Genomic DNA, 15,828 nt, shown 5'->3' on the forward strand with positions numbered 1-15,828 from the left:
CAGCGCAATTAAGAGGCTAAAAGCTCTCTAGCCAGAAACAAAAAAGCAGAAAACACATTTGGTTTTCTGCTTTTTTTGTTTTAAATTGACTCGAATAACAGCGAGTGATGAATCACAATCAGCTAGTTTATTTGCGGACTTTCCATCCTGCCACAATCGAACTTAAAAACGAACTTATTTAGCTTGCTATATATCGCAGTAAATTAATTCGCTTTGACCGAACTCGCAAAACCACCTAATAAGGCAGCTCGCTTTTGCGGCTTGGCGACTTCGTTATTCGCTTTATTCAAGACGGGCTTGGTCGTTGCAGCACTGGTGCTTGGTTCGTACGGTTTTAAAAACCAAGGATCGACCTTCTCGCGCGGTGCTTGATATGTTCGTACCGGACGCTCAGTTACGCGATCATTTGCGCGATCAGTTGAGCGTGGGCTACGCTCTTGGCGATCAGAAAAACTTGATGATTTACGTTCAGAATGCAGAGAGGTAGCGATAAATCCAGCGAGTTGTAAGCGCACGATTTTTTGTTTAATCAGTTTTTCGATGTCAACCAATAGGCGCTCATCTTTATCCGTGTGCAAAGAAATCGCATCGCCCTTCGCGCCAGCGCGACCAGTGCGACCAATTCGATGGACATAGTCTTCTGCGTTATATGGCAAATCAAAATTAATCACGCACGGCATTTCAGAGATATCTAAGCCACGTGCAGCAACATCGGTAGCGACCAAAATTTCTACCTCGCCACGTTTAAATGCTTCTAAGGCTGCCATCCGTTCTTGTTGCGATTTATCACCGTGAATCGCGGTCGCTTTAATACCTTGCTTAACCAAATGCACTGCCACACGTGAGGCACCGATCTTGGTATTTGAAAATACGATCACTTGCTTCAATCCACGTTCGCGAATGATGAACGCAACCGCATCACGTTTTTCATCTTCCTCAACTTTGTATAACACTTGCGTCACGTTTTCTGAGGTGGCGTTGCTACGCGCTACTTCGATCGTCACCGGATTATTCAAAAAGCTGGCGGATAGTTTTTTGATTTCTGGCGAGAAGGTCGCAGAGAACATCAAATTCTGACGCTGCTTGGGCAGCAAATTAATGATGCGTTGTAAGTCTGGCAGAAACCCCATATCTAACATGCGATCGGCTTCATCCATAATCAAAATCTGAGTTTGCGATAAATTCACCGATTTTTGTGCCACATGATCTAACAAGCGACCAGGTGTCGCGATGACGATCTCTACGCCATTACGCAAAATGGCGGTTTGCGGTGCCATATCAACGCCACCAAATACGACCGTCGCACGTAAAGGCGTGTGACGCGAATACGCCTTCACATTTTCTGCAACCTGATCAGCTAATTCGCGCGTCGGCGTTAAAATTAATGCGCGTACTGGATGACGCGCTGGCGAGGCACTGGTATTGGCGTGTGCCATCAACAACTGAATAATCGGCAGTGAGAATCCTGCCGTTTTTCCTGTACCGGTCTGCGCCGCCCCCATCACATCACGACCCTGCAAAACTACGGGAATTGCCTGCGCTTGAATTGGCGTTGGATGCACATAACCTTGATCGTTTAGCGCGCGCAGAATTTCTGGTGCTAGCCCAAAAGAATCAAATCGAAGAGTATCAGCAGCCAATTCAGCTACTGTTGGAACAGAGGTTTCGGTCATGTTATGCATAGTGTGCCTCCCGTGGGTCTAACACTGCATCAAAGGAAGAAAATTGTGATGTTGCGTCAGCAAAGAGTAAGGCATGGAAGAAAATTTACAGCGCACATTATAACACCATGCCTGTGTAGAACTATTTTTCGATATTTTTGATAGATGCTAGCAAAAACTCCTAGCTAAAAATATCACAAAACAAATTCAAAACTTTCTACATAACAGAGTAGACCAAAGACGATAGATCGCTCCCATAAATAATCACTACATCGTCACGGCACAGTTAAGGAATAGATTCCCGCTCCAAGGTGTAACGTGCGACACGATCTTCTAATACCGTAACACCAATCCCCGGCCCTTCAGGTAAAGCAATAAAACCATCGTCTGCTAACACCACAGCTTGATCAACGATGTCTTCGCTAAAGTAACGTGCGGTTTCTGATGTGTCGCCCGGCAAAGTAAATCCGCTGGCAGTTTGCAATTGCAAATTGAATGCCCTACCGATCCCGGTCTCATCCATGCCACCCGACCAAACGTCAACGCCAGCGTGCTGGCACAACGCTGCGATTCTGAGCGATTCGATCATGCCGCCCACTCTACCTTGCTTAATATTGATTACACCGCAGGCCTTTAAGGCAAGCGCTGAGCGTGCATCATCGAGATCATGAATTGATTCATCCAAACATAAAGGCGTGGCTAAGCCCGCTTGCAATACCGCGTGCTGAACAATATCGCTGTAGGACAAGGGTTGCTCTACCATGGTCAAATTGAATGCATCTAGCTCTCGCAATATAGGTGCATGCTCCAATCGATAATCTCCATTGGCATCTGCCATCAAGCACAAATCAGGAAAAGCCTCGCGCACAGCGCGCACCCAAGCGACATCTTTACCCTGCATGATCTTCAATTTGACACGATGATAGGGGCGACGCATAGCATCAGCTACAGCATCGAGCAAAGCCGGAATCGATTCTTGAATCCCTAGACTAATACCAGACTGAATCCGACGCGCCGATAATCCCAACAAAGCATGCAATGGGCGATTCTGTTGACGTGCGATCAAATCGAGCAATGCATTTTCCACCATCGCCTTCGCCATGCCGTGACCACGCACCGGACTCCAGCTTGCTAGTAACTCACCGATCGTAAGGCCCGGCTTCAATTGCGGCAATAAAAATTCTTTAAAAATGTGGCGCACGGTTTGCGTGGTTTCACTGGCATAAAAAGGGTCAGGATCGGCAACACATTCTCCCCATCCCACTACGCCATCCGACTCAAGCCGTAATAACAAGGCCTCTTTCACTGCCCAAGTATGCACACTGGTGGCAAATGGCTTTACAAATGGCAAGCGCACCACAATCAAATCGATTTTGTGCAAGACAGGAATGCGTGCATCAACCGCGGGCGACAGCGGTACTGCACAATGCAAAAATTGTTGGTCCATACTTCAATTCCTCAAGAATAGCCAATCGCTACCGCAATCGCGACCATCGCCATCGACATCGCCAAGATCAGCAATTGAAAGCGCCAAATAATGCCAAACCAACGCGTCCAAGGCACACCCGCAACACCTAAAGATGCCATTAAAATTGCACCCGTTGGCACACTCATATTTGCCATCGCATTACCGAGTTGATAAGCCAACACAGCTGTCTGCCGCGTCACACCAACTAAGTCAGATAATCCAGACATCAAAGGCATATTAATCGCCGCTTGCGCACTGCCAGAATGAATCACAAAAGTAAACATTGTTTGTACCGCCAACATCCCTTGCGCCGCCATCTGTGCCGGCCAAGTTTCTAGCATCGTCCCCATACTATGTAAGAAGGTATTCAAAACTGAAGGAGCATGTGGGTTCGCACCGCCCAATAAATACTCTATCCCTTTCGCCAATGAAATCACTAAAACCGCCGACATCAATTGCTGCGCACCGGCGACAAATGATTCTGCTGCCGCATCGGCCGTAAGACGCTTGCTCAATATCGCAACGATGGCTGAAAATACACATAGCGTAAAAAATTGCGTGGCAATTTCTGGAATAAAATAACCTGCGGTGACCACACCCCAAACGATCCAAACAATGGTTGCGACAATTCCCAACAAGATCACTCGATCAGCGAGTGCGAGTGGTGGTGCATCGACAGGAATCACAATCTTGCCATCTTCACCGAGATCAGCGGCGGTGCGATGGCGCTGCGCATACCAGAGCGTAAATACAATACCGGTACTCACAAAAACCAGAAACATCACAATACGCAAAGGCGCTCCGGACAACAGTGGGACATTGGCAATCCCTTGCGCTAAAGCGACCCCAAAAGGATTCATCCACGAGGTGCCAAACCCAATTTGACTAGCAACATAAGTGATCATGACACCGACTTCAGGTGGATAACCTAAATGCAAAATCAAGGGCAATAACAATGCAAGAAAGGCGATAGTCTCTTCGCCCATACCAAATACCGCTCCGCCAGTAGCGAATGCAGCGAATAAAGAACCCAACAACAAACGTGGATGATGCCCAGTGATGGCAATCAAACGTAACAAACCACGGTCAACTGCACCCGTCGCATTGATCACACCAAAGGCACCACCAACCAACAAAATAAATGCAATCACACCAATCGCAGAACCACTGCGGCTACCCGAGGTCATGCCTTCAAATGGCGCATTCAAAAAACCAATTTCTTTGCCTGTACCGAACACAGCAATACTGATGTTGTGCTCTGCGACGCGATAAGAGTCTAAAGATATTGGCATCCCTTTTTCAAAATAACCTGCTGGAACCCAAGGAACGACTAGCGCCATAATCAGCGCGCCGAACAGTAAGATGATGAGTGTGTTTGGAACTTTGAATGTACTTCGCTTATTACTCATGCGTTTAGCTCCTGCTAATAATTCTGATTGCTGTGATCTACTACTTTTCCCTCGTATAAAAAAGCCCCACCTGAGTGGGGCGTCAAGAACAGGAGGGTGCTACGATTTACTTGAATTTGTACTGCAAATTCACAAAGATAGAACGTCCACGTGGATCACCATAAGTCGGGTCCCAAGTCACTTGGAAATAACGTGACTGGTTGGTAAATGGTGGAGGTGTATCTAATAAATTGATAACGCCAGCACGCAATTTCAGATTTTTAGTGAACGCATAACTACCGGTTAAATCCCATAAGGAATACGCTTCGACATCGCGATCATTCCAACCTGGGTCAGCCAAGCCCGGAATATTTTGATCACGATAACTTGCGAAATACGTGTGACCCAAAGTCAAATTGAGTTGTTCATATGCCCAATCAAAATTGAGCTTATGACGCCAACGCTGCACTGCCTTATCATCACGGAACACACCGAGGCCGTTCGTCAGTGGCGAACTTGGATCAGATTGGAACTTATATTCGGTCAAATAAGTTGCACCAAGATTCGCGCTGAAGCGACCAATCGACGTAGCATCGCCGCGCCAGTTGAGGGCTAAATCAAAGCCGGAAGTATTCAGCTTGCCACGGTTCTCTTTCTTAAACTGCAAATAGGAAACCGCGCCATCGGAATCACGCACGACGATATTTGGATTATTGTAGTAGACCGGATTATCAAACACAGTCTGCTCACCAATTTCCGAAATAATGTCAGTCTTACGAATCATCCAGTAATCAATACTACCGTTCCAGTTTTGGTTTGGTTCTAACACCAAACCGATCGAGAATTGTTTCGATTTCTCTGGTTTGAGTAAAGGATTTGCGTAGCGATCAAGATCAAACTGTGCAATCTCACCTGACACCGGATCTTTGACGAAGCTTGCAATCGTGCCGGAACGAACTGGTAAGAACATTTCAGAAATCGACGGCGCACGGAAACCCGTACCAAAAGAAGCACGCCCTAACATTGCTTTACTTGGACGATAGCTCAACGCAATCTTAGGATTGGTCGTATCAAGATTCGGTGTAGTCAGTGCAGATCGTGGATCTTTCACACCTTTATAACGATCATAACGTAAGGCAAATTGTCCTTCCCATTCTTTGGTGAAAGGCGCACTAACTTCTGCATAAATGCCAGCAATATCGCGTTGATTTGAAGAGTCTTCCAACAACTCGTCCGAACTGGATCGATCACCTTGTACATCATTCGTCTTCAGTGCTGCAGTAGAAGAGAACTCTGTCTTTTCACGACGCAATTCCGCACCAACCGCGAGCATCGCATCGCCACCTGCCATAGACATCAAAGAGCGCGTCAATTTACCATCAACGCTATCGCTGGTACCTTTAGAGATACGCGCAGCGCCAGAAATCTTGATGGAATTCATAAACTTCTTACCAGAATCATCGGTAGCTGCAACGAATGGGTTATACAAACCTTTTGCAATACCATCGAGTAATTTAGTGCGCGAGACCCAGCCGTCGATATCCAAATCAGTCGCTTCATTGACACTATGGTTGTAGGCGGTATCGTAATCCCAAGCACCGATACGTCCATTGGCACCTAAGACAATACGTGAACTCTCACTGGTCACCTCGGTGGTGCGTCGACCAGCATCAGTTAAACGGAAACGGAAATTCACAGGTGTCGTGATACCCGTTTTCGTTTGCAAATCTTTTGGTAAAAAGATGCCCGTGGTAGTGCCATTAATACTGCCAGAGGTGGCAGGCGATGCTGCGTACGCAGTGACTGCTTTACTCTTCAATGCTTCGAAGAAAACTTGATGTTCATCAGATACCAAGAAAGTGGCACGACCGATAAAACTTTGTTTTTCTCCCTTAGGATAGACTTCAGAATCACCCATGTAATTGAATGAACAGCCCTCAGTACCACCAGGCCCCAAAGGACGCACGACGTTTGGACTACCATTCACGCAGGCTGCCTTACCAAAACTCACGCGACGACCTGGAGAAGGTAACCACTTACCGCCTGGACCTGAGCCAAACAAGTAAGAAGAATTATTCAAAGTCGCCAGTTGCGCCGCAGTCAAATCCACGTTGGCGGGGAAGGAAGTGCTCGACAACTGTGGAGATAAGCGATCTGGCAAACTGTATTCCTGCATAAACTTGCGATCAGAACTAGCGAGTCGCTCCATACGTTGCACATCTATCGCACCAAATACATTGAATCGGTCTTTGCCTAGATCACCAAAACCACCAGAAATAGACGCAGTTTTTTTACTACCACCACCTTCGGCAGTATCTAAGGCATAGACGTTAACATCAGCACCTTGATAATCTTTACGGGTAATGAAATTAATCACACCGCCCATCGCATCTGTACCATAGATAGCAGATGCTCCATCCTTCAAGACCTCAACACGTTGAATTGCGCCAGCAGGAATGCTATTGAGATCCACACCAGAGCTATCACCTGGACTCGCAAAATTGGCGAGTCGGCGACCATTCAACAAGACCAAGGTACTAGAAACACCAAGGCCACGAAGATTGGCACCATTAAAACCACGCTGCCCACCCATCACGTCACTAACACTGGTGCCGTCAGTCAGACCACCCACATTCGCCGATATTTTTTGCAATAATTCAGCGGCAGTCGTTACGCCGGTCTTATCAATATCTTCACGCTTAATGGTTTCAATTGCCAATGCAGTTTCACCTTCAATGCGTTTAATACTCGAACCTGTCACTTCAACGCGCTGCAAAGTTTGCGCAGTAACATTCAAACTTAAAACGCTCAGTGCAAGTAACACTGCATGGGTGCATCGGGAGCGGCGAAATAGCATCGCTGCGGGCTGGCTAGCTGGTTTCATGCGATAAGTCCTCAAAAATGGGTGTATCAATCTCAAACACAAATTTATATTCAAACTATTTTTCTAACTTCTTTTGACTTTGTTTTTAAACATATTTTCAAACGTATTTTTCAAACGCATCTTTCAAACGAATTCTTAATACGTATTTAAAAAGCATTTAAAAACTTAGATTCAATCACCAGCACTGCATTTGCCTACTCTTACCTACTCTTGTGTGCGTTTATATGCGTTCGTGTGCTTTGGCGTATTTTTTTGTAACGATTTGAGTGTATGCACAGTTCATCATCTTGAACCACCTCATATTAACTTGAGTCGCTCTGTGAGAAGCTGGTGTCGCATTCATGCAATGTTGTTCCCATTAAAGTGTTGCAAACTTCCGACAGTGCGACATGCATTTACGAATGTGCGCAAACTTTTAACTGACATGATCTGAACGCAGCGAATCAATGGCAACATCCGTTCCATGAGACTTTAGCGAAAGGGATATTTTTTGAAATCCATATTCATACTGACGCTGCTTGCAGCAAATTTGGCAATCAATTTTGCACACGCTGACGGTAAGGCTACAAAAACGTCATTTCAACCAATACCCGGAATCGTCGTGCCCATGGGTGGTGCAGTACGTGGTGACAACGATGAATTGCGACAACGCTTGGTTGATCTCGCTGGTGGTAAAGGAGCGAAATTTGTCGTCATTCCAACCTCTTCCGGCAATCCAGTTGCGACTGGTGAAAATGCTGCACATGAACTCAGACGTCGTGGCGCACAAGTCGAGCTACTCAAAATCGCACCACAATGGCCAGGAGAAAATCTTGAATCAGCCCGTCGCGCTGCAGCTGATCCAGACAATGTGGCAAAAATTCGCGCAGCGAATGCGGTGTACTTTACTGGCGGAGCGCAAGAACGTTATGCCGACGTACTCAACCCAAATGGTGTCGCCTCACCTGTGTTGCAAGCAGTAAGAGAATTGCAAGCGCGCGGCGGCGTAGTCGTCGGAACAAGCGCTGGCGCAGCGATCATGAGCCAAGTCATGTTTCGCGATGCGCTCAATCCATTATTAGTGATGAAAGGATTGCTAAGAGACGGCAAAGAAATTGAACGCGGATTAGGATTTGCGGGCGAAGAAATCTTCATTGATCAACACTTTCTCAAACGCGGAAGAATAGGACGTTTACTCGCTGCCATGCTCGCCAAAGGTTACAAAGTTGGTTTGGGTATCGATGAAAATACAGCCGCAATTATTCGTGGCAATGACGTAGAAATTGTCGGTGCCACAGGTGCTTTATTGATCGATCTACGCGATGCAACAGTACAAGCTGGTCCAATCAATGTGAGCAATATCCGCATCTCGTATTTGGATAATGGCGACCACTATGATTTGGCCAACGCACAAATCAAAGTTTTTCCAGCCAAATTAGCGAAAGGTGAACTGAAATTTCGACAAGCGGGATTTGTTCCTGAACTCGAAAATCCACGCCTTGATTTCCCTGATATCTTGGGAGAAAACGCGATTCAACGCGCCTTATCGCAACTCGTCGATGGCAATCGTGAACACGTGGTTGGTTTCGCCTTTAGCCTGATTACAGCCAAGGATGATCCCGCCCCCAATTTAGGTTTTGAGTTTGTCTTACGTCGCGATGAACACACGCGCGCTTGGGAGAGTACGGGTATTGACGGTAAAGATTACTCCGTATTTAATGCGCGACTCGATGTGCGACCAATCCGTATGACAACGCCGCTCTATCAATCATGGAAATGACTATGTATCCATTGCGACATCTTGCGCCTATCCTACTTTCGAGTGCACTACTTGTACCAAGTATCAACTTGCAGGCACAGCAACGTTCCTTCGAACATGCCAGCTTAGACGCCGCCGCTGCACGTGTCTTACCGGAGGTGATTCATTGGCGACGCGATTTACATGCGCATCCAGAACTCGCGTTTCAAGAACATCGCACCGCTGCTCTAGTCGCCGCTGAACTAACACGCATGGGCTACGAAGTGAGTCGTGGCATCGCCGGTACTGGTGTGATTGGATTACTCAAAACGGGGCGACCAGGTCCCGTCGTTGCCTTGCGTGCCGACATGGATGGATTGCCAGTCAGCGAAGAAACCGGTTTAGCCTTTGCATCGAAACAGCGTGTGAAGCAAGGCAATACCGAAGTGGCTCTCATGCATGCCTGTGGTCACGACATGCACGTCGCCATGTTGCTAGGTGCCGCTCGAGTTCTCTCTGACATACGCGGACAACTTTCTGGCACGATAAAACTAGTGTTCCAACCAGCTGAGGAAGGTGTCCCAAATGCGCCAAATGGCGCAGAGCGTATGGTGAAAGCGGGTGTCTTAGAAAACCCAAAAGTAGACGCGATGTTTGGCTTACACGTGGGTATCACACCAGAGCCAACTGGAACGCTCTCATTGCGTGCACGTGGCTTGATGGCGGGTAGCGATACATTTGACATCGTGGTTAAAGGTCGTCAAACACATGGAGCGTTACCATGGAACGGGGTTGATCCAGTGGTGGTAGCGTCGCAAATTGTCTTGGGTCTGCAATCAATCGTCAGTAGACAAACCAATCTTACTGTCGCACCAGCGGTGATTACGGTTGGTACGATACAAGGCGGTCAAAGAGCAAACATCGTACCTAGCGAAGTCAAAATGAGTGGCACCATTCGCACCTTTGATCCACGCATGCGAGAACAAATTCTGGCACAAGTAAAACGTACCGCAGAAAACCTCGCTCTCGCTTCTGGTGCCAGCGCCGAAGTCAGTATTGATGCAGGCTATCCGGTGACTTGGAATGATCCCGCGCTAATCGCTAAAATGCTGCCTAGTCTGCGTCGCGTGGTTGGCACTGCATTGCTATCCGATATTCCTCCAACGACAACCTCAGAAGATTTTTCATTTTACGGACAACGTGTTCCCACTATGCTGTTTTTTCTAGGAGTCAATCCACCAGAGAAAGCAGTGATAGACTGGGCCCCCAATCATTCACCTCGCTTCAATCCGGATGAAGCTGCCTTGCTGACTGGCGTGCGTACTCTCGCTAGCTTAGCTGCTGATTATTTAACTGGGAACTGAAAACGCTCATGGAACTCAACTCTATTTCTCTCCCTTCTCCCGCCGCAGGCACAAGCCGAGAGCTTTCCTATATCCGTTTCGGCAAAACAGGAACTGGCCCGAAAGCCTATATTCAAGCATCACTACATGCCGATGAATTACCTGGCATGTTGGTCGCACATCACCTAAGAAGTCAATTGATCGAATTAGAGCAACAAGGAAAATTGCTCGGTGAGGTGATCTTAGTTCCTTCTGCCAACCCGATTGGCCTCGCAAATACTTTATTAGGAACGAGTCAAGGTCGTTTTGATTTACGCACAGGGCAGAATTTCAATCGCCTGTTTCATAATTTATCCGAGAGTGTACTAGCACGCGTCAAATCACAGTTAAGTGCTGATTCCCACAATAATCAGCAATTAATCCGAGCTGCCATTCGCGCTTGCTTGAGTGAACAAAGCGCCATGGATGAATTGTCAGCACAACGCTTAGCCTTAATGCGACTCGCAGCAGATGCCGATGTCGTTCTCGACTTACATTGCGATTGTGAGTCTGTATTACATGTCTACACAGGTACGCCATTATGGCCACGCGTCGCGCCACTAGCTGGCTTACTCAATGCACATGTAGCACTGCTAGAAACCAACTCTGGCGATGATCCTTTTGATGAAGCTTGCTCACGTATATGGTGGGACATCGCCGGCTTGATTGGCGACGAATTTCCGATTCCTATGGCTTGCCTTGCTGTTACCGTCGAACTACGCGGCTTTACCGATGTCAATCACACGCTCGCTGAACACGATGCAACTGCGATGATCGACTACCTTCGTCTACAAGGCATCATCGCTGGACCTTTAACACAGGACGTACCAACTGCCTGCCAACCCACGCCGCTAGCTGGCTGTATGCCGATCGCAGCACCCTCAGCGGGGTTGGTCGTGTACTTGCGAGAGCTTGGCGAAACTGTCAAAGCAGGCGATCCTCTGATAGATTTAATTGATCCAGTCAGTGGCAGCGTACAACAATTATTGTCCCCAGTTGATGGCGTTTATTTCGCTCGCGAAAATCGTCGCTACGTACCACCCGGTACACGACTCAGCAAAGTCGCTGGTCGTGAAGCGGTAAGGCGCGGTTCATTATTGTCAGCTTAGTTGTATGCTCAATTGTATGCTTAGCTTCATGTTTAGTTCTATGCTTAGTTATCACCTTCAAGCATCCCAGTTGCGAATCATCACGTAGTTGAATGTAGAAGCAAGCGCACTCACGAAAGCAATTATGCAGCCGCCTTTTTCTGTTTCATTGATCTTACTTCCTGGCTTTTCTCTATTCGCATTCGGCGCGGTACGTAGCCTATTCGCTGCAGCGAACGAAGTAGGCGGCGAACTGCTTTATCAGGTCGAGCAATTTGTGACGGACGGCGCGCAAGCTATTACACAATGCGGTGTTGCGCTGTCAGCGCGTCCAATTGATCAACTGCAGCGCGCTGATTTATTGATGCTAGTCGCTGATGAACGCGTTGAACCATCTATTGCTAACACCACCGGAAATTTTTTAAAACAATATTTAAGTTCGTCACACCATGCCGGTGAATCGATTCTTGGTGGCTGTGGCACTGGCACACAGATACTCGCCGAACACGGTTTACTTGATGGTTATCGAGCTGCAATACATTGGCAAATTTTGGCAGACGCGGTCAAGCGTTATCCAAACATCGTATTCACGCCAGGCTTATTTGAAATTGATCGAAATCGGATCAGTGCTGGCGCAGGTGCGGCAGTACTAGATTTGCTTTTACATTGGCTAGAACAGCGTCATGGAAACACCTTCGCAGCGGAAGTGGCTGCTAGCCTCGGTTTAGATCGACTACGCGGCAGCGACGAGCGACAACCAGTTCCTGCATCAGCGCAACCCGCACTAGGATCTGCCCGTTTAAAAGAAGCTTTAGAATTGATGGCAGCGAATTTAGCGGAACCCTTGCAAGCGGAGGATATCGCGCAATTAGTTGGTGTATCACGCAGACAGCTTGAACGACTATTCCGCCAACACTTAGATACTTTTCCATCGCGCTATTACTTGGAATTGCGACTCAAACACGCACGTCGTCAATTGAAACAAACAACGCAATCGATATTGCAAGTTGGCCTGGCTTGCGGCTTTACTTCTGGACCGCATTTCTCCACCACTTATCGCAACTATTTTGGTTATACTCCGCGCGAAGAGCGCGCCCGCCACAGCATGCCGCAAGCCATGACTAAAAATTCCGAAGAGGACATTCAATGAATCATATGGACTACTTGTTGCGCCCAGCAACGCTGGATGATCTCGATGCGATCGAGCGCTTTTCAAAAGCGAGTACCTTCGGCATCCACACACTCAAGCCAGGTCGTGCGCATTTAGCTGAACGACTTGAACGTTCGCTTAAAGCATTTGCTGGAACCGAACCAAGTCGCGGCGATGAAATCTATCACTTTGTACTCGAAGATTTACAAGCGGGTCGTGTGGTTGGTACAAGTGGCATCGTTACGAGTGCTGGCGCAAACGGTCGATTCTATTGTTATCGCAATGAATTCTCTGTCCATGCAAGTGATGAATTAGGGATTAGCAATCGTGAACATACACTACGTTTATGCGAAGACTTATCTGGCCACTCCTTACTCAGCTCATTTTATATCGAACCGGAGTATGGCAATACGCTCGCGCCGCAACTCTTATCGCGTGGACGCTTGCTCTTCATCAGAAATTACCCACATTTGTTCGCTGAAAGAATCGGTGCTGAGAATCCCGGTTTATGTGATGAAGCAGGCAATAGTCCATTCTGGAACGCTCTTGGTGGACGCTTTTTTAAAATGCCATTTCCGGAAGCGGAACAACGTACCCGAGGCCGGTCAAAAAGCTTTATTGCAGAACTAATGCCACGCTCACCGATATACGTCTCTTTACTGACAGAAGAAGCACAATGGGCAATGGGTCAACTCCATCCTGACGGGCAACTTCCCTTTGGCATACTAGTCGACGAAGGCTTCGACGTCGATTCATTCATCGATATTTTTGACGGTGGCCCAATCGCCGAGGCGCGGGTAGCAATGTTAAATACAGTTGTTGCAGCACAAGATGTCGAATTACGCGATACTCCCCAAGTACAAGGCGAAGCCTGCCTTATCGCGAACATGGAAAGCGCGAAATTTTGTGCGACTTTATCGTCTGGCGAATTTGTCGACAATGCCTTATTGGTGCCACCCAAAGCAATAGAAATACTAGGTCTCCACAACAATTCTCGCGCCTGTACAATCCGAGTCAAGAGCACTTAAACAAAACAAGCTACGCATACGAGAACGAAATGCAATGAAGCAATCTGGTCTGTACAAGTCAGATAAGCATTGATACACAAAGTAAAAACAAAAAGCCCTTACAATTTTCTTGTAAGGGCTTTTTTGCAAAACACATAAATCTTGGTGGGCCTCCCCGGAGTCGAACCGGGTACCAACGGATTATGAGTCCTTGCACCAACATTACTTTAAACAACAATACATTACTAAACAATAGCTTATGCACGCATATCTAACAGTACCCGCCCATTAAATAACAACGCCGTTGAACTATTGTTGATCTTTTACATTACGATCCAGAAAATATCTAACACAAGAAAAAATTTTTAAAAGTCACCGACTATATCCAAATAGGTAGGCAATTCAGAATTAAAAAGCACTACATAACTTTGTCACTCAGGATCTAGTGATCAAAATAAGATACTTGTTATAATTTTTCACCTAAATTAAAAATAGTTCCATCCTTTATTTCTTGCTGGTATGTTGATTCTGCCAACTTGAAGTTATAAGTAAGTAACTCTCCTTTACTCCACTTTTCCATTTCATACCCTGCAGATTTCAAACGCTCAACTTCATCAGAAGATAGCAAAAGGCGATCAGGCCCGAGATATGAAAGAATTTGTGTGGGTTCGAAGTGCATGTACTTAAAAGCGTAATGCGACCCTGTAAGACGCAATATAAGCTTCTTATAGCGTTGATCGTTTCTATACCAGTCAATCAACTTGTCAAACGTCAAAAGTTCAATTCCAGTTTCATCAATGAGGCCTCGAAAGTGCTTCTTACGATCTACACTTAGGTTTTTATCTTGAGATCGGCCTATGATCAGTTGAAAATGAAACTCAACAGGATTTCGCCTCATATTTATTGGCTGCAGCAAAGGATCGAGGCGACGAATTACTTCATTTTTATTCTCATCAAGATAATGCTTCCAACTTCTTACCTGATTTAACGCCGCGTTGAACTCAGCCGTTGTATTAGTTTTCTTTACATCACTAGTAAAGATGCACTTATCAGGAGACTCCAGCTCAACAAAAGTTACTCTCCAAACATCCGAACTTTTTGTTATGTAGACGTAGTCCGTAGTAAGTTCAGTACCAAGCGGAAACTTAGATACAACGGATTGAAAATGGAGGTGATGATTTAAACGGTTAGGAGTTGGAATTAATTCAGTATGTTGTTCAAGGAAGTCTTGAACAACTTGCTCCTTTTGACGTCCTTTAGGCGAAGGCTCGCAAAGGATTTGTTTAAACTCTTCAATCAGCGATTCGTCTACAATCTCCAATTTCACAAATTCCCAAGAGGATCAAATTACTTAGCAGTATTATTAATAGTTACTGTTGGAACAACAAACATCGGAACTATAACTTCTTTAATACCAGAACGAGAAGCTAGACCGTAAATATGCTCTCTTAAAAACGGTAACAAAATAAGTGGCGCGTTCTCCTTTGCCCATTGCTCAACTTTATCAACAGGAAACAAAGAAACATCAACAGAAAATTGACCTACTAGATCTACTTTAATCACGAACGGAGTTCGCTCAGAAGCCCCGTCATCGCCAAGTTCATCAGCATCTAGCCCCACGCGCCCCAGAACACCAACAGCAATCTGATTATTTTCGACATCAAATTTAGAATGTCCAACCTTAAAACTGAAAGGCAAATCTAACTCATTTTCTTGAGCTCGTTCTGGATCATAAACTTTGAGAAAAAGTTCTTTAACAATGATACCTTGCAATTGAATTGGATGTTTATTAATCATTCTATGCAGCCATTAGGTATGACACATCATTTGCGGCTTCAAGCGGCCTCAAATATTGATAATCAGACTCAACAAATAAAAATGTACTCAATGAGGAAACAATAAATTTACCCGCGACAAAACTTCCAAGAGCGTCACTATAAAAAGCAAACAAATCTAAAAAGGACAGTGCTATATCACCGCCTTCTGATTCAGAAAGACGTTGTTCAAACTCTTCATTTGAAAGTGCATTTAATTTTTCAAAAACGCTATCAATCGCATTTTTAAGTAGGATATTCATTTTATT

The 15,828-nt window shown here is 46.1% G+C and carries 12 protein-coding genes; 5 read left to right on the plus strand and 7 right to left on the minus strand.

From position 1 onward, the window contains the following. Nucleotides 1-203: 203 nt before the first annotated feature. The 4 genes from IE103_RS10125 to IE103_RS10140 form a co-directional block, all read right to left on the minus strand. A complete protein-coding gene (locus IE103_RS10125; protein WP_189346344.1) occupies nt 204-1,673 on the minus strand; it encodes a DEAD/DEAH box helicase in 1,470 nt (489 codons plus the stop codon). 274 nt (nt 1,674-1,947) lie between these two features. Further along, nucleotides 1,948-3,108, minus strand: coding sequence for an o-succinylbenzoate synthase (menC, locus tag IE103_RS10130; protein ID WP_189345998.1), 1,161 nt, complete (start codon nt 3,106-3,108; stop codon nt 1,948-1,950). A gap of 11 nt (nt 3,109-3,119) precedes the next feature. Next, the gene (locus IE103_RS10135; RefSeq protein ID WP_189345999.1) at nt 3,120-4,538 is read right to left on the minus strand and encodes a transporter permease; all 1,419 of its coding nucleotides are present in this window, start codon (nt 4,536-4,538) and stop codon (nt 3,120-3,122) included. Nucleotides 4,539-4,644: 106 nt separating this feature from the next. Continuing rightward, entirely contained in the window at nt 4,645-7,401 is a 2,757-nt protein-coding gene (locus tag IE103_RS10140; protein WP_189346000.1) for a TonB-dependent receptor, read from the minus strand. Between the two features lie 490 nt (nt 7,402-7,891). Between IE103_RS10140 and IE103_RS10145 the strand changes: the two genes are divergently transcribed. The 5 genes from IE103_RS10145 (at nt 7,892) to IE103_RS10165 (ending at nt 13,766) form a co-directional block, all read left to right on the plus strand. Further along, nucleotides 7,892-9,160, plus strand: a complete 1,269-nt coding sequence (locus tag IE103_RS10145; RefSeq protein ID WP_189346001.1) for a cyanophycinase — start codon at nt 7,892-7,894, stop codon at nt 9,158-9,160. A 2-nt stretch (nt 9,161-9,162) separates the two neighbouring features. Further along, entirely contained in the window at nt 9,163-10,482 is a 1,320-nt protein-coding gene (locus tag IE103_RS10150) for a M20 metallopeptidase family protein (RefSeq protein ID WP_229827215.1), read from the plus strand. Between the two features lie 8 nt (nt 10,483-10,490). Continuing rightward, entirely contained in the window at nt 10,491-11,609 is a 1,119-nt protein-coding gene (locus IE103_RS10155; protein WP_189346003.1) for a succinylglutamate desuccinylase/aspartoacylase family protein, read from the plus strand. Nucleotides 11,610-11,733: 124 nt separating this feature from the next. Continuing rightward, nucleotides 11,734-12,738: a GlxA family transcriptional regulator gene (locus tag IE103_RS10160; protein WP_189346004.1), complete on the plus strand. Its 1,005-nt coding sequence runs from the start codon at nt 11,734-11,736 to the stop codon at nt 12,736-12,738. Next, nucleotides 12,735-13,766, plus strand: a complete 1,032-nt coding sequence (locus IE103_RS10165; RefSeq protein ID WP_189346005.1) for an arginine N-succinyltransferase — start codon at nt 12,735-12,737, stop codon at nt 13,764-13,766. The genes IE103_RS10160 and IE103_RS10165 overlap by 4 nt, the downstream gene beginning before the upstream one ends. Before the next feature lie 445 nt (nt 13,767-14,211). Here the strand turns inward: IE103_RS10165 and IE103_RS10170 are convergent, their stop codons facing one another. Genes IE103_RS10170 through IE103_RS10180 form a run of 3 tightly spaced genes read right to left on the minus strand, consistent with a single transcriptional unit; the run spans nt 14,212 to nt 15,822 of the window. Next, nucleotides 14,212-15,072, minus strand: coding sequence for a Shedu immune nuclease family protein (locus IE103_RS10170; RefSeq protein ID WP_189346006.1), 861 nt, complete (start codon nt 15,070-15,072; stop codon nt 14,212-14,214). A gap of 20 nt (nt 15,073-15,092) precedes the next feature. Next, a complete protein-coding gene (locus tag IE103_RS10175) occupies nt 15,093-15,542 on the minus strand; it encodes a protein-export chaperone SecB (protein ID WP_189346007.1) in 450 nt (149 codons plus the stop codon). 1 nt (nt 15,543) lies between these two features. Next, nucleotides 15,544-15,822, minus strand: a complete 279-nt coding sequence (locus tag IE103_RS10180) for a hypothetical protein (RefSeq protein ID WP_189346008.1) — start codon at nt 15,820-15,822, stop codon at nt 15,544-15,546. Between the last annotated feature and the right edge of the window lie 6 nt (nt 15,823-15,828).

It is taken from the genome of Affinundibacterium macrobrachii (assembly GCF_014652415.1).
GTDB lineage: Bacteria > Pseudomonadota > Gammaproteobacteria > Burkholderiales > Burkholderiaceae_D > Undibacterium > Undibacterium macrobrachii.

What these genes read in the sequence shown, in the direction of transcription:
- IE103_RS10125 (WP_189346344.1), bottom strand. Translation starts at nt 1,673, where the DNA reads ATGACCGAAACCTCTGTTCCAACAGTAGCTGAATTGGCTGCTGATACT.
- menC (WP_189345998.1), bottom strand. Translation starts at nt 3,108, where the DNA reads ATGGACCAACAATTTTTGCATTGTGCAGTACCGCTGTCGCCCGCGGTT.
- IE103_RS10135 (WP_189345999.1), bottom strand. Translation starts at nt 4,538, where the DNA reads ATGAGTAATAAGCGAAGTACATTCAAAGTTCCAAACACACTCATCATC.
- IE103_RS10140 (WP_189346000.1), bottom strand. Translation starts at nt 7,401, where the DNA reads ATGAAACCAGCTAGCCAGCCCGCAGCGATGCTATTTCGCCGCTCCCGA.
- IE103_RS10150 (WP_229827215.1), top strand. Translation starts at nt 9,163, where the DNA reads ATGTATCCATTGCGACATCTTGCGCCTATCCTACTTTCGAGTGCACTA.
- IE103_RS10155 (WP_189346003.1), top strand. Translation starts at nt 10,491, where the DNA reads ATGGAACTCAACTCTATTTCTCTCCCTTCTCCCGCCGCAGGCACAAGC.
- IE103_RS10160 (WP_189346004.1), top strand. Translation starts at nt 11,734, where the DNA reads ATGCAGCCGCCTTTTTCTGTTTCATTGATCTTACTTCCTGGCTTTTCT.
- IE103_RS10165 (WP_189346005.1), top strand. Translation starts at nt 12,735, where the DNA reads ATGAATCATATGGACTACTTGTTGCGCCCAGCAACGCTGGATGATCTC.
- IE103_RS10175 (WP_189346007.1), bottom strand. Translation starts at nt 15,542, where the DNA reads ATGATTAATAAACATCCAATTCAATTGCAAGGTATCATTGTTAAAGAA.
- IE103_RS10180 (WP_189346008.1), bottom strand. Translation starts at nt 15,822, where the DNA reads ATGAATATCCTACTTAAAAATGCGATTGATAGCGTTTTTGAAAAATTA.